The sequence below is a fragment of the Streptomyces humidus genome (genome assembly GCF_014649655.1).
Classification (GTDB): Bacteria; Actinomycetota; Actinomycetes; order Streptomycetales; family Streptomycetaceae; genus Streptomyces; species Streptomyces humidus.
In genome coordinates, this window is sequence record NZ_BMTL01000048.1 from 27,846 (window position 1) to 42,471 (window position 14,626).

Consider the following 14,626-nt stretch of genomic DNA (forward strand, 5'->3'; position numbering starts at 1 on the left):
GCCGAACGTCGGCGGCACCCCCACCCAGGTCCGCAGGAATCACAGCAGTCCATCTCCCCGTTTTCTGCTGCCCGTCCCGAGCAGCTCAACCGCGCCTTTCAAGTGTTCATGATTGCGACACGACCACTGTAGTGACTCCCACCGACAGTCCCAACTGCACTGTGCAACAACCTTGCTGCCGATCTCAGCGCACGAGTGCGAGGCCGGCACGGGTCGCCCTATCGCGCCCCGGCGATCCGCCGCGCCCGCCTCCGTGCGTCCCTGACCGCCACCGCCGTGCCGCCGAGGCCCGCGACCAGGGCCGCGGCCGCCACCACCACGTAGGTGGCGAGGCGGGCGTTGCGCTCGTCGGGGGTCTCGCCGGTCCGGAACTTCGCGGGGGACGGCGCCTCGGCCTCGCCCGGGCCGCCTTGCGGGCTCGGGGACTCGACGGGCCGGTCGTCGTCCGTGAGGGCCTGGACCGGGTCGACGACGCCCCAGCCGACCAGGCGGTCGCGGCCCGCGATCGTGCGTTCCGCGGTCTGTTCGATCTGGGCGACGATCTCGCGTGCGGTCCAGTCCGGGTGCCGCGCCTTGAGCAGTGCCGCCACGCCCGCCACGTACGGTGCCGAGAAGCTCGTCCCGTTGTCGGAGCAGTGGCCGCCCCCGGGCACCGTGGAGACGATGTCGACGCCCGGGGCCGCCACGCCGACGAAGTCGCCGGACTGGGAGAAGGAGGCGCGCTCGTTGTTCCGGTCCGAGGCCGCGACGGCCAGGACGCCGGCGTAGGACGCGGGGTAGGTCTTCTTGACGTTGCCGCCGACGCCGTCGTTGCCCGCCGACGCCACGACCACGACGTTGCGGGCCAGCGCCTCGTCGACGGCCCGCTCCAGGTCGTCGGAGGGCCTGACCGCGTTGGACGTGTCCTGGGAGATGTTGATGACGCCGGCCCCGGCCTGTACGGCGTAACGGATCGCCCCGGCCAGCGACTTGGTGTCGCCGTGGCCCTCCGCGTCGTTCTGCTGGATCGGGATGACGGTCGCCTCGGGGGCCAGCCCCACGAAGCCGGTGCCGTCGAGGGGGCGGGCCGCGATGATGCCGGCGACCTTGGTGCCGTGGCCGACGGTGTCCGTCGTGCCGTTCTCGTCGCCCCGCTCGACGGGGTCGCCCCGGTCGTCCTTGAGGTTCTTCGGCAGGAGGTTGCGGCCGGCCTTGACGTCGACCGCTGCGGTGAGCTGCGGGTTCTTCACGTCCACGCCCGTGTCGATGACGGCCACGCGGACGCCCTCGCCCTTGGAGCGGCTCCACAGTTCGTCGAGGAGGACGCGTTGCAGGGCCCAGGGGCGGCCGGGGTACGCGCCGTTGGGGAACGTGCACCGGTCCGAGTAGGGCGGCTTGCCCGCCGCTGCAGCCGGGGGCGCGAGGACCGTGGCCGTCGTGAGAAATGTGGCGGCCGTGAGAAGGGTGGCGGCCGCGGCGAGCGTGATCCGCGGCGTCCCGGTCCGGCCTGGCGTCATGACCGCACGACGCGGCATCGGCGTACGCGGCACCGTCGTCCCTTCCACTCAGGAGCCCTGGGGCTGGCGGGCCGCCGCCGTCGACAGACGTGGGCCGGTGGGCAGGAACTCCGACCAGGCGACCGGGATCGGCGCCGCGTCGACGTCCTTGTAACCCAGCAGAGTCTGGGCCTGCCTGGCCTCCTGCTGGAGCTGCTCACGCTTCTTCGCGGTCGTGCCGATGCCCGCGTCGTCCGTCGCGCTGTCGCCGTTGGACTGCAGGACGTACCGCAGGCCCGTGTCCGTGACGAGGAAGACCGGGCCGACCGTGGTCTCCCCGCCCTGGAACTGACGGTAGAGCTGACCGGAACCCGGCGTGACGTAGGCGCTGGAGGAACCGGTCGGCAGCTTGGCCGGGAAGTCGGAGCCCGCCCAGGTGCTCAGGGTCGTGGCGCCCGACCGGGCGTCCACGCCGCGCAGGACGTTGCAGACCGTGCTGCGGCCGCCGGCGTCTCGCGACGCCTCGTTGACCGGCACGGGGTCCCCCGTGGGCCAGCGGTGCTCGGTGCCGAACGCCCGGCCCGGCACGATCGCGCCGGGACTGATCTCGCGGGCGTGACCGGCCTGACCGAGAGTCGCCAGTTCCTTGCTGAACAGCAGGAGTTGGGCGACGAAGGCGGACACGGGAGCGACACGGTCGGCCAACACGACGTAGTGCTGCTGGGTGTTGTTGTCGAACGCCTTGAGGACCGTGCCGATCTTGTCGGCCGACCCGTCCAGTTGGCCCGGCGCGCCGGCGGTCGTGCCCGGCCGGCCGGGGATGTCCGGGAAGGTGATCGGGTCGCCCCGGTGCAGGGTCGCCAGCCATTGCGTGGACACCCGCTGGGGCTCCCGGCCGGACCCGACCACGGCCCGCAGCAGCAACTCGTCGCGCTTGTCGACCTGGTACGCCGTGCCGGCCGCGTCCACGACGTAGCGTGTGCCGGCCGGGTCCTCCACGTAGAGCAGCTGGCCGCCGTGCAGGCGGTTCGCGCCCTCGGTCGCGTCCTTCTCACGGGAGGCCAGGACCAGCGCGGCCCGCTGCACGGAGGCGCCGCCCGCGCCCGGCCGCTCGCAGACCGCCCAGCGCTTCGCGGTGCCCGCCTCGGAGGCCGGCGGCAGCCGGTCGGGTGCGTACGGGATGCCGACGGTGACCCCGTGCGGGATCGTGCCGCTGTCCAGGACGGACTCCGAGACGGTCACCACCTCGCCCTGCCCCTCGTCGAGGAGGAGTCTGGCGGAGGCCATGTTCAGGACGGGGTGCAGCTGGACCTGCGTGCCGGTCTTCAGGACGACGTACCGGGTGGTCGACTTGCTCGCCACGATCACCTTGGCGTTGGGCACGTCCCAGCCCTTGGGGGCGGTCGGCTTGAACATGCCCCATGCCCCGAAGACGGCCATGACGACGACCCCGACGACGATGCCCGGCAGGATCGCTCGCAGCGGTCGTGGCGCGCCCTCCTCCGATCCGTCGGGCGAGGACTGCAGGAACGCCGCCAGCATCCGGCGCTTCGCGAAGGTGTAGGCGTTGAGCTGGTCCCGCCGAGATGCCATCTGTGCCCGTCTCTCCCCGTTTTCCGGCCGATCCGCGCGAGCCTCGGCACGGTGCCCCGGTACCCCGTCCTCGATGTCAGAGCGGCCACCTACTATGCCTGGTGACCGAGGGGTCGTGCGGAGCGGGTAGGGTTCCCGGGCCGTCAAGTGCCCGGTGCGGTGCTGGAACACGGGGGAATCGTGAACGGAACGGGGATCTGGTGATGGCTTCGGGAACAGGCGTGCGTTCCGCCGGCCGGTCACGGACCAGGAGCTCCTCGGCCGTCGGCCCGCTGCCGGCCGGGCGGCCGTCGGCTCCGGGCACGCTCCGGCTCAAGGCAGGCCCGGGGCGGGGCCGGTCATTCCGCCTGCAACGGCTCGTGCTGGTGGAGATCGCGGCCGCGGTCCTGCTCGTCGGCTGGGTGAGCGGTCCCGCGGCGCTGCCGGCGGCGGGGATCCTCGCCGTCGCGCTGGTGGCCCTCGCCTTCGTTCGTCGCCGGGGCCGCTCGCTGCCGGAGTGGCTCGCCACGGCACGGGAGTTGAAGGCCCGGCGGCGGCTTGCGGCCCGGCTGGAGATACCGCCCGGGACGGAACCGGGGTTCGGGCCGGCCGTGGAGTGCGATCCCGGGCTGCGGACCTGCGTGTACGGCGGTCGCGACCGGCGGCCCGTCGGGCTCGTGGGGGACGGGACCTTCGTCACGGCCGTGCTCCAGGTGGAGGCGGACGCTACGGCGTTGCGGGCGGAACGCGACAGACAGCCGCTGCCGCTCGCCCTGGTGCGGGACGCCCTCGAGGTGGACGGCATCCGTCTGGAGTCCGCGCAGATCGTGCTGCACACCCAGCCCGCGCCCGCGCTGCATCTGCCTCCGCAGTCCGTGGCCGTGGCCAACTACCAGCCGCTGCAGGAGCAGACCGGAGCCCCGGCGGTACGCATCACCTGGATCGCGCTGAAACTGGATCCGGAACGGTGCCCGGAGGCCGTGGCCGTCCGCGGGGGCGGTCTGATCGGGGCGCAGAGGTGCGCCGTGCGGGCGGCGGACCACCTCGCGAGCCGGCTGACCGGCGCCGGGTTTCGGGCGACCGTCCTGGACGAGGAGGAGCTGACGGCTGCCATCGCCACGTCGGCCTGTGCCAACCCGCTGGTGACGGCGGAGGCCGGGCGGACCGGGCAGGTGGGCCGGCGCACCGAGGAGACCGGCAGGAGCTGGCGGTGCGACAACCGGCGCCACACCACGTACTGGTTGCACCGGTGGCCCGCGTTGGGCGACGACGGCCCGTCCCTGCCGCAGTTCGTCGCCCTGGTCACGGCGGTGCCCGCCCTCGCCACCACGTTCAGTGTCGCCCTCGCGCGCGGTGACCGCCAGGAGGTCTCCCTGTCGGCACACGTCCGGGTGACGGGGCGCAGCGACGACGAACTCGTGGCGGCCCGGCGGGCGTTGCAGGGTGCGGCCCGGCACACCGGTGCGGGGCTCGCCCGTCTCGACCGGGAGCAGGTGCCGGGCATGCTCGCGACGCTGCCCCTCGGAGGCGCCCGATGACGGCGACGACGGCGCACGGCGCCACCGCTTCCGACGAACCGGAGCCGTCCGCCCGACGGTCCGGACGCCGCTCGCCGCGCAGCGGATTCGGTCTGATCGGACCGCGGCACGGACGGCACTCGGTGTCGGTCGACCAACTGGCGGCGCTCGCACTGCCCATCGGGGACGACGGCGTCGTCATCGGCGTCGACGCCGAGGGCCGGCCGGCCGTGCTGGGGCTCAACCGGCCCACGGCGTACGACGTCGTCCTGATCGGGGGGTTGTGGACGGCGCAGGTACTGGCGCTCAGGGCGGCGGCGACCGGTGCGCGGGTCGCCGTGGAGACGGGCCGTCCGCAGGCCTGGGCGCAGATGCTGCACGCGATGGGGGGCGGGCAGAACGGGCTGGCGGTGCACGAAGTCGGCCGGGTGCCTCCGCAGGGCGCTTCGGCGGGAACGCCGGTGCTGGTGGTGCGGGACTGCGGGATGCGCCCGCCGCGCGGACGCGTCGCCTCCGGGCCCTGGCAGGCCGTGCTGACACTGCTGCCGTATCTCAGCCCGGTCGCCCCGCGTCTGGTCCGGCAGGCCCGGCTGGTCGGCGTGCAGCGCATCTCGCCGGACGAAGCCGCGGAACTGGGCCGCGCGTTGACACTGTCGCAGGGGGACGTGGATGCCCTTCCCACCCTCGCCGACGGCTTCACCCTGTGGTGCGGCGACCGTGACCGGCAGTACGTGATGACGCAACCCACGGATGCGGAGATCGGGTTGCTGGGCACGCCCCGTCGCATGGACTGAGTCGCATGGACTGAACCGAGGCGTCACCGGCGCTTCGTGGGCCTCCTCGCGGGCTTCCCTCGCAGCGTCCTCAGGAGCTTCCGCGGAGGCTTCCCCGCAGGCTTCGTCGGGGCTTCCCGCTCCTCGTGCGACACTTGGGGTCATTTGCCCGGTTGGTCGAGCGACGCGAAGTACGAGGACCGCTTCGTCGTGGAGTCACCGGCGTGGTCGCGGAGTCGGCGACGTGATGGACTGGTGCCGTGGGGCGGGCGGGCCTGCCTGCGCCGTGCTTCCGATGATTAGGCTGGTGCGGGGGCGCGGTACCGGAAACCGTGGGAAGGGTGTCCACGCCTCTGGGGGAGGGCCGGCGCATCGGACGACCTCAGACCGCCTCGCATCACTTCGGACGACGAGAAGAACGGTCGCCCCGCCACGGCATGAGGGTGTTCGACCACATCAGGAGGAATTGTGAGCAGCGATCGGGACGGGATCCGCGGGGGCTGGGCCACACCCGGCGATGACCAGCCCGACGCGGAGTCCTCCGTCGAGGCGACGGGCGAGTTCACCATCGACTACGCGCCGCCGGCCTGGTACACGCAGAACACGGGCGGGGGTGCGGCAGGGCCGACAGGCGCGAACCCGGGCGCGCCGGCTCCCGCGGGGCCGGCTGCGGGGCCGCCCGTCGGTCCTGCCGGTGCGGCCGGACCCGCAGCCGGAGCTACGGGCCCTGCGCCCCGTGCGCCCGCGGCACCTGGCATGCCCGGCGCGGCAGGTGTGCCGAGTGCGACCGGTGCGACCGGTGCGCCGTTCGTTCCGGCCGCTCCGCCGGCGCCTTTCGCGCCGGAGACTCCTGTCGCCCCGCCGGCGCCGCCCGCGCCGTTCGCACCCGTGCCTGAGGCGCCCGCTGCTCCCACCGCCGCTGCTCCCGCACCCTCCGCTCCGACTTCCGCTCCAGGCATGCCGGTGACGCCGCCCGCCCCGACGGCCGAGGCGCCGCCCGCGCCGCCGACGGCTCCGGTGGCTCCCGTGGCTCCCGTCGCGTCCACCCCGCAGCAGGGTGCCGTGCCCGGCCTTCCGGCGGACAGCGGATTCGAGCTCCAGCGCCCGCTGGCTCCGGCTCAAGCACCGACACCGGCACCGGCCCCAGCACCCGTACCGGGTCCTGCGACGGCTCCGGCCGCCCAGGCCGCGCAGGCGGCCGAGGAGGACGGCGGTTCCAGAAACGGGGACCTGGAGAGCGGCGCCACCATGCGTTTCTCGGCGGTCGCCGTCAAGCGGGAGATCGCGGAGAACGCCGCCGCGGCAGAGCCGGAGGGCCCGCCGGAGGAAGCTGCCCCCGTCGCCCGGGAGGGTGACGGGGCCGTCGCCGCAGCCGACGAGTCCGAGGACGGGGCGGAGAGCCCGGCGGACGGTTCGGGGACCGCCGACGGCCCAGTCCCCGCCGTAGCTGAGCCCGCCGTCGCGGAGACGGAGCCGGCCCTGGCCGGCGAGATGGAGGCGGAGGCAAAGGCGGAGGCGGAGGCGAAGGCAGGTGAGGCCGGGCCCGGCCTCTCCGAGGACGCGGCGGCTCAGCACGCCGAGGCCGGGGCGGCCTCGGAGCAGCCGGAGCTCGAGGGGCAGCCCGCGGTCGGGGACGCGGCTCCCGAGCAGGCCGCCGCCGAGGCTCCGTCGGACGCCACTCCCCCGCACACCCCCGGCTCCCAGGAGAGCGCGCAGGAGGCTCCGCCCACGGGACAACCGGTCTGGACTCCCCCGCCCGTGCAACAGGGCGGCCTGCCGCCGCTGCCGCCGTCGTACCAGCCCGCCGCTCCGGCTCCGGCCGCTCAGTGGCCTGCCCAGCCGCAGCCGGCCGGTGCCGCGGCTCCCGAGTCCTCGCCCGCACCGCAGCCCCCGGTCCAGCCGCAGGCGCCTCCGCCCGCGCCGGCCGGCTGGAACCCTCCTGTCCCGGAGCCCTCGCCGTCCGCACCGCAGCCGGGCTACGGCTTCCCGCCGCCCCCGGCCCCGGCCCCGGCCCCCGCGCCCGGGCCCGCGGCTCAACAGCCCCCGGCCCCACAGCCGGGCTACGGCTTCCCCCAGCCCGGCGGGGCCCCGGCGCCCACCCCACCGGCCGCGCCCGGCGGTTACGGCTTCCCTCAACCGCCCGTGCCGCCCGCCCCGCACGGTTACGGCTTCCCCCAACCGCCCGTGCCGCCCGCCCCGCACGGTTACGGCTTCCCCCAACCGCCCGTGCCGCCCGCCCCGCACGGCTACGGCTTCCCCCAACCGCCCGCGCCCCAGCCCCAGGCCGAGCCCCAGGCTCCTCAGACTGCGCAGCCGCTGCCGCAGGCCGGGTTCCCCCAGCCGGGCGTCCAGGCCGCCATTCCGCAGCAGTCGGACGGACCCTTCCCGGCGGCTGATCCTCACGGTCACCCACAGGGTTTCCCCGGACAGGTCCCGCAGCAGCCCCCGCAGCCGGCCGCGTACACGCCTCAGGCACCCACACCCACACCCGCACCCGCACCAGGTCCCGCTCCCGGTAACGTTCCTGACGCTCCGTCATCATTTCACCAGACGGCCCCGCAGTTTCCCCAGCAGCCCGTCGACCCCCGGTCCGGGGCCGCGTGGCCGCAGCCGATCCAGCACGACCAGCGGCAGCCGGTCAATCCCGGTGCGGCGCCCCTGGGTTACACGGCCGCCGTGGAGCTGTCGTCGGACCGGCTGCTCAACAACAAGAAGCAGAAGGCCAAGAGCGGCCGGCCCACCGTCGGTTCCTCCCGTTTCAGGCTCGGCGGGAAGAAGGAGGAGGCCGAGCGGCAGCGCAAGCTGGAGTTGATCCGCACGCCGGTGCTGTCGTGCTACCGGATCGCCGTCATCAGCCTCAAGGGCGGCGTGGGAAAGACGACGACCACCACCGCCCTCGGAGCGACGCTGGCCACCGAGCGGCAGGACAAGATCCTCGCCATCGACGCCAACCCGGACGCCGGCACGCTCGGCCGGCGGGTGCGTCGCGAGACCGGGGCGACGATCCGGGACCTCGTCCAGGCGATCCCGTACCTCAACTCGTACATGGACATCCGGCGGTTCACCTCCCAGGCGCCTTCCGGCCTGGAGATCATCGCCAACGACGTCGACCCGGCCGTGTCGACGGCGTTCAACGACGAGGACTACCGGCGCGCGATCGAGGTGCTCGGCAACCAGTACCCGATCATCCTCACCGACTCGGGCACCGGTCTGCTCTACAGCGCCATGCGCGGGGTGCTCGACCTCGCCGACCAGCTCATCATCATCTCCACCCCGTCCGTGGACGGTGCGAGCAGCGCCAGCACGACGCTGGACTGGCTGTCCGCGCACGGGTACGCCGAGCTGGTCTCGCGGTCCCTCACCGTCATCTCCGGGGTGCGTGAGACCGGCAAGATGATCAAGGTCGACGACATCGTGGCGCACTTCGAGACCCGTTGCCGCGGTGTCGTCGTCGTGCCGTTCGACGAGCACCTGGCGGCAGGCGCCGAGGTCGACCTCGACATGATGCGGCCCAAGGTGCGCGAGGCGTACTTCAACCTCACGGCTCTGGTCGCGGAGGACTTCATCCGTCACCAGCAGCGGCAGGGGCTGTGGACCAGCGACGGCAACCCGCCCCCGGTGGCCGCCCCGCCGATGCCGGGTCAGCCGGTGGGTCAGCCGATGCCGGGTCAGCCGATGCCGGGTCAGCCGGTGGGTCAGCCGTATCCGCCGCAGACCGGCCAACCGTACCCGCAGGCTCCCCAGCCCGGCCCTGGCCGGCCGTACCCCCCGCAGGGCGGGCCCTATCCGCAGTCCCCTGGTCAGCCCTATCCGCAACAGCAGCCGCAACCCCAGCAGCCGCACCCGGAGTACCCCCCGCCCGGCTACGGCTATCCCCAGCACCCCCAGCACCCTCACCAACCTCAGGCCCCGCAGCCCGGGCAGCCTCCGCAGCAGTGACGAACGCCGAAGGGCGGCCGGTGTCGTGGGACACCGGCCGCCCTTCGGCCGTTCACGGCCGGGCCCGTGGCGCGGTTACCGCTGCGCCGCCACCAGCTCCCGGCAGCGCGTCACGTCCCGCGCCATCTGCTCCAGCAGGCCTTCCAGCGAATCGAACTTGGCCTGGCCTCGCACGAAGGCGAGGAAGTCGACGGCGACGTGCAGACCGTAGAGGTCGAGGCCGACGCGGTCGATGGCGTACGCCTCCACCGTGCGCTCCGTGCCGTCGAACTGCGGGTTCGTGCCGACGGAGATCGCGGCGGGCATCGCCTCGCCGGCCGCGTGCAGCCAGCCCGCGTACACGCCGTCCGCCGGGATCGCGGTGTGCGGGAGCGTCTCGACGTTCGCGGTGGGGAAGCCGAGTTCCCGGCCCCGCTGGGCTCCGCGCACCACGACGCCCTCGACCCGGTGCGGGCGGCCGAGGATCTCACCGGCGCCCGCGAGATCGCCCTCGGCGACCAGTCGCCGGGTCAGCGTCGAGGAGAACGGCTGACCGCCGCCCGCCGCACCGCACAGCACCAGGTCGACGACCTCGACGTCGAAGTCGTAGACCTTGCCCTGCTCCGCGAGGAAGTCGACGTTCCCGGCCGCCTTGTGGCCGAAGCGGAAGTTCGGGCCCTCGACGACCGCCCTCGCGTGCAGCCTGTCGACCAGGACCTTCACCACGAAGTCGGCGGGCGAGAGCTTCGAGAACTCCGGCGTGAAGGGCAGGACCAGGACCGCGTCCACCCCCAGTTCCGCCATCAGTTCGGCGCGGCGGTGGTGCGGGGCGAGCAGCGGGGGGTGGCTGCCGGGGCGGACGACCTCGCTGGGGTGCGGGTCGAAGGTGACGACGACCGCGGGAACGTCCAGCTCGCGGGCGCGGTCCACGGCATGCTGGATGATCAGCTGGTGCCCGCGGTGGACCCCGTCGTAGGACCCGATGGTGACGACGCTGCGTCCCCAGTCCTCGGGGATGTCCTCCAAGCCACGCCAGCGCTGCACTGTGACCGCTCCTCGAACCCGTGTCCGTATCCACTGTTGTCTCTCACGCAGGTCTAAGGGTGCCATGCCGGGTGCTTCGGGCCCGCATCGGCATGGAGGCTGTGACCCGGCCCACTGAGCCGAGCCGGAAGAGACTCGCGGGAGACGGCAGCGGACCGGCGGCAGACCCACACCGGACCCACACCGAACCGTGTACGTCATACGGGCACGCGCACTCCCGCCAGGGTCTCGAGCGTCCGGCGGGCGCTGGGGCCGACGACCGCGGCCCACTCCCCCGGACTCCGGGCGAGCCAGTCCAGCACCTGCGCGGCGAACCCCGGCACATGACGCCCGAGGTCGACCAGCCCGCGGTCGAAGCGGGTCGCGCCGTCCGTGGTGCGGACGAGGAGCAGGCCGACACGGTGGACGAGTGCACGCAGGTCCTCACCGCCGCGTCCGGCGGCTCCGTACAGGACGGCGGCCAGGACCGCGGGGGCGCGTTCGTGTGCGAGGAGGTGGTCCAGGAGTTCGCGACGGAGGGGGGCGGACTCCGGAGCCCCGGGAGCGGCCAGCACGCCGGCCAGGGCGGCCCGTGCCTGCTCCGGGCAGTCGTCGTCCAACAGGCCCCTGACCAGTGGGAGGACGGCGGCATGCGCGGTGGACCCGTCGTCCAGGCGACGGCCGACGGACGCGGCCAGGCGACCGGCGCCCTCCGGCCGCCGTTGCAGCGCCTCCCGCAGGAGGGCTGCGATCCGGTGGGCGAGGGCAGGGGTGGCGGCGTCGGCGAGAGCGTGCAGGACGTCGTCCGTGTCCTCCCGGCCAGGGTCCACCCGATCGAGATCCACCCGGCCGAGCTCCCTCCGATCGAGATCCACCCGATCGAGATCCACCCGGCCGCGGTCTCCCCGATCGGGGTCTCTCCGATCGGGGTCTCTCCGATCGGGGTCTCTCCGATCGGGGTCTCTCCGATCGGGGACCGTCCTGCCGGGGCCGTGCAGCCGGGTTCGGAAGGCGTTCAGGACCGGCTCGGGGTGGGTGCTCAGGGCGGTGAGCAGGGCCTCCGGCGGCAGTTGCCGGTCGCCCGCCGCGAAGTGCTCCAGGGCCTGGTCGAGGTGGCGGGAGCGGGTCTCGGGGTCCCGGAGGAGGAGGGCGAGGGCGCCGCCGTGCAGGGTGCGGTCGGCCGGACGGGCGAGGAGGGTGCGGGCGGCCTGGCGCAGCAGCAGGCGGTCGGCCTCCGTCCGGACGTGCGGTGCGGCGCGCAGCCCGTGCGTCACCGCCGCCGCCCGCCGGTCGGGCCGTTCGTCGTGCGCCCATCGCTCGACGGCCCGGCACAGCGCCGACGGTTCCTCCTCCGCCAGCACCGCGAGCAGTTCGTCGCCGCGCACATGGGCACAGTCGACGAGCGCCTCGGTGAGGTCGTCGGGCGCCCGGTGGCGGTGGGTGTGCAGCAGCGCCTGCGCCGCCGTCGCCACGGTGGCGTGCGGGGTCGCGGGCAGCGGTCGCTCGTCGTCGAACCAGTGCGTGAGGTACGGCTGGACGGCAGAGGGGTCGGCGGCGAGGATCCCGGCGACGGCGTCGAGGTAGCGGGGGGCGTCCGCGTCGTGCGGGGCGCCGTCGGCGAGGACGAGCCGGCGCAGCAGGTCGAGCCGGGCGTCGGGCGGGAGGGCGAGCCGCGTCCAGAAGCCGGGGCCGAGGTCCACGATCCGGTCGGCGCCCGCGGTGCCGGCGGCGATCCGGTCCGCGATCAGGCGCAGGACGGCCGTGTAGGGCGTGGCGTCCGGCACGCGCAGCAGGGTCTCGGCGAGCAGGCGGGCGGCCCACCACGAGTCTGGGTCGGCTTCGAGGGCGTGCGCCAACTCGCGCAGCCGGGCGGCGAGTCGGTGCGCGCCCTGCTGGCGGGCGAGGAGCAGCAGGGCCTGGACGACGGGGCCGATGCGGTGGTGCGGGACGGGCAGCGGACGGCCGTCCTCGAGGACGCCGGGGCGGTGGACGAGGGTGTTCAGGGCCTCGTCCAGGTCGAGGTGCGCGCCCTGGATCCAGTCGGCGAGTTCCTCGTGGGCGAAGCGGTAGCCGCTGCCGGCCGGCACGAGGAGGCCCTCGGCGAGGACGGCGGACGCCCAGCCGGCTCCGCCGCCGAGACGGGCGGGCGCGGGCCCCCACGGGAAGACCGCCTCGAACGACGCCCGGTCGAGGCCGCCCTGTCCGGGCCCGAGACTGCGCCGGGCGGCTTCGTGCACCTGGCCGGCGACCTTCGCCGCGAGGCGTCGTACGGCGGCGCCGCGCAGCCCGTTCCCGGCGGCGAGGCGGACCGCGACGCGCAGGCACATCAGGTCGAGGTGGGCGGCGAGGACGTCGTCCCGGTCGACGGGGACCTGCTCGGGCGGACCGGGGAGGGCGGCGCGGACCTCCGAGAGAAGGCGCAGGGTGAGGGGGTGACGGGCGTCCGGGGAGGAGAGCGCGGTCTCGGGCAGGCCGTAGCGGGCGCGGGCCTCGCGCGCCTCGTCGGGGGTGAAGTCGCCCAGGCGGACGCAGGGCGGGAGGGGGTCCCCCGCGGCGACGGCTCCGTACAGCATCTCCGGCGGGAACCGGGCTCCGGCGTGCTCCCAGTACTCGCTCCGGCACGCCACGACGAGCCGCGCTCCCGTCTCCCGCAGCCAGCGCGCCGTGCCCTCGGTCCACGCGGCGAGCCGGTGCGCGAGGACCGGGGGCATCTCCTCGGGGCCGTCCAGGAGGAGCAGCAGCGGGCGTCCGACGGTTAGTGCGAGCCGGGCGAGCCGCTCGGGGGTGACGTCGCCGAGGCCGGAGCCGGCGGGGCCGTCTGCCGGGACGGGGGCCGTCGCCCGGCCCGGCCGCGAAGCCGCCACGATGCGAGCGGCCCTGGCCAGGGTGCGGCGCGCGGCGTCGGCGAGCGACTCGTCCTCGTCCTCCAGGTCGGCGCCGCGCAGCCACAGGGTGGGAGCGGGCCGCTCTCCCCGGGTGCGGCGGGCGGCGAGGGCCGCGAGTTCCGTCGTGCGGCCGCTGCCCGGAGCGCCGACCAGGCCGAGAACCGCCGCCCGGCTCGCCGCGAACCGTGCGAACTCCCTGGCGGGGAGAGCCCGTTCGACGGGTTCCGAAGCGGCGGTCCTGGACCCGTTCCCGGCGCGGTCGAGGGAGTGGTGCAGCGCGCCCGGCGGGCCGTCCGAGCCGACGGACGTGGCCGTGAGCTCCAGGACCGCCGCCAGGTTGAGGTCGGCGCCGTAGGCGGGCACGGTGGCCGCGTTGCGGGCGAGCAGCTCGCCGAGGGGCCCTTCGGCCCCCGTCCCCGCAGCCCCGCCGGTTTCCCGCGCCCCCGCACTCGTGGTGATCCCCACCGGCCCCGCCATCCCCACACGGCCCGCCATGCCTACCGGCCCCGCGATCCCCACCGGCCCCGCCATCCCCACACGGCCCGCCATCACTACGGGGCGGCCCGTCGCCCCCACCGCCGTCGCGGTTCCCCTCGTCGCCCCGGAGCCCGCCGAGGCCACCAGGCCCGGCACCCTCTCCGTGCCCGCCGCCCCCGCAGCTCCTGCGCGGTCGGCAGGAGCCGCGCCCCCCGGCGGCACGAGGAACTGCTCCGCCGCCCGGCCGTCGCCCCGGACCGTCGCCGCCGTCGGGAAACCCGCGGTCGCCCGGTCCGCGTGCTCGCCCGGCCGCTCACCGGTCGTCGCGGTGAGGGTGCGGGGGCGCAGTGGCACGGCGAAGCCGGTGTCGCGCTGATCGCGGTGGAGCGCGGTGCCGAGGACGGCGACGACCGCGCCGGTCCTGGCGTCGAGGACAGGTCCGCCCGCCGCGCCTCCGCCCGGCCGCAGCGCGTCCCGGCCCGCCGTGCCGATCGCCAGCTCCAGAACGCCGTCGAGGAGGTGGGTACGGTCCGTGGCCGTGTACGTCGCCGTCGTCCCGGCCAGCACCCGCGCCTCGCGCCAGCAGCCGGCGGCCAGCCGCACGTATCTGCCGGGCTCGACGCCCTCCCGCACGGTCACCGGCAGCGGCTCCGCGCCGAGGCCCTCGGTGCGCACGAGCGCCAGGTCGAGTTCGGGCAGCGGGGTGACCGCGTCCGCCGTCACGACGCAGCTGCGGTCGCCGGCGGCGTACAGCACGAGCCGGTGCAGGCCGTCGACCGCCTCATGGCTGGTGACCACCGTGCCGTGGTGGTCGGCGACGAAGCCGGCGCCCCGTGGCCGCCCGGCGAGGTCCCGGATGCGGACGAGACGGGGGTCGGCGTCCGGGGCGGCGCGGAAGGCGTCCGCCGGGGGGTCCTGCGGCGCGCTCCGCAAGGAGTCGTGCCACGGTGCCCGCGGGCCCCGTCCCGCCATCGTCGTACCTCCCG

The 14,626-nt window shown here is 75.0% G+C and carries 7 protein-coding genes and 1 pseudogene; 4 read left to right on the forward strand and 4 right to left on the reverse strand.

The genetic code is table 11. The annotated features are described in order from the left end of the window. Positions 1 to 218 precede the first annotated feature (218 nt). On the reverse strand, positions 219 to 1,496 hold the full coding sequence (mycP, locus tag IE239_RS37130) for a type VII secretion-associated serine protease mycosin (RefSeq protein ID WP_190153867.1): 1,278 nt from the start codon (positions 1,494 to 1,496) through the stop codon (positions 219 to 221). Between the two features lie 48 nt (positions 1,497 to 1,544). Then, the gene (gene eccB, locus IE239_RS37135) at positions 1,545 to 3,068 is read right to left on the reverse strand and encodes a type VII secretion protein EccB (protein WP_190153868.1); all 1,524 of its coding nucleotides are present in this window, start codon (positions 3,066 to 3,068) and stop codon (positions 1,545 to 1,547) included. 203 nt (positions 3,069 to 3,271) lie between these two features. Between eccB and eccE the strand changes: the two genes are divergently transcribed. From eccE to IE239_RS37150, 4 genes and pseudogenes are all read left to right on the forward strand, one after another. Beyond that, positions 3,272 to 4,585 (forward strand): type VII secretion protein EccE, encoded by a 1,314-nt coding sequence (eccE, locus tag IE239_RS37140; RefSeq protein ID WP_190153869.1) that lies wholly within the window; start codon positions 3,272 to 3,274, stop codon positions 4,583 to 4,585. Continuing rightward, entirely contained in the window at positions 4,582 to 5,358 is a 777-nt protein-coding gene (locus tag IE239_RS37145) for a hypothetical protein (protein WP_190153870.1), read from the forward strand. Before eccE ends, IE239_RS37145 begins: the two co-directional genes overlap by 4 nt. 447 nt (positions 5,359 to 5,805) lie before the next feature. Beyond that, positions 5,806 to 5,934, forward strand: a pseudogene (locus IE239_RS43515) (SCO5717 family growth-regulating ATPase); the annotation flags it as partial. Positions 5,935 to 6,294: 360 nt separating this feature from the next. Then, positions 6,295 to 9,276, forward strand: coding sequence for a MinD/ParA family ATP-binding protein (locus IE239_RS37150; RefSeq protein ID WP_444545011.1), 2,982 nt, complete (start codon positions 6,295 to 6,297; stop codon positions 9,274 to 9,276). Positions 9,277 to 9,351: 75 nt separating this feature from the next. On the opposite strand, the gene IE239_RS37155 is transcribed toward IE239_RS37150, so the two are convergent. Together IE239_RS37155 and IE239_RS37160 are read right to left on the reverse strand one after the other, a co-directional pair. Beyond that, positions 9,352 to 10,299 (reverse strand): bifunctional riboflavin kinase/FAD synthetase, encoded by a 948-nt coding sequence (locus IE239_RS37155; RefSeq protein ID WP_190153872.1) that lies wholly within the window; start codon positions 10,297 to 10,299, stop codon positions 9,352 to 9,354. Between the two features lie 197 nt (positions 10,300 to 10,496). Next, positions 10,497 to 14,612, reverse strand: coding sequence for a trypsin-like peptidase domain-containing protein (locus tag IE239_RS37160; RefSeq protein ID WP_229878631.1), 4,116 nt, complete (start codon positions 14,610 to 14,612; stop codon positions 10,497 to 10,499). Positions 14,613 to 14,626 lie beyond the last annotated feature (14 nt).

Bases quoted from the DNA above. Each gene is read 5' to 3' on its own strand.
- IE239_RS37160 (WP_229878631.1), bottom strand. From the start codon at position 14,612: ATGGCGGGACGGGGCCCGCGGGCACCGTGGCACGACTCCTTGCGGAGC.
- IE239_RS37150 (WP_444545011.1), top strand. From the start codon at position 6,295: ATGCCGGTGACGCCGCCCGCCCCGACGGCCGAGGCGCCGCCCGCGCCG.
- mycP (WP_190153867.1), bottom strand. From the start codon at position 1,496: ATGACGCCAGGCCGGACCGGGACGCCGCGGATCACGCTCGCCGCGGCC.
- eccB (WP_190153868.1), bottom strand. From the start codon at position 3,068: ATGGCATCTCGGCGGGACCAGCTCAACGCCTACACCTTCGCGAAGCGC.
- IE239_RS37145 (WP_190153870.1), top strand. From the start codon at position 4,582: ATGACGGCGACGACGGCGCACGGCGCCACCGCTTCCGACGAACCGGAG.
- eccE (WP_190153869.1), top strand. From the start codon at position 3,272: ATGGCTTCGGGAACAGGCGTGCGTTCCGCCGGCCGGTCACGGACCAGG.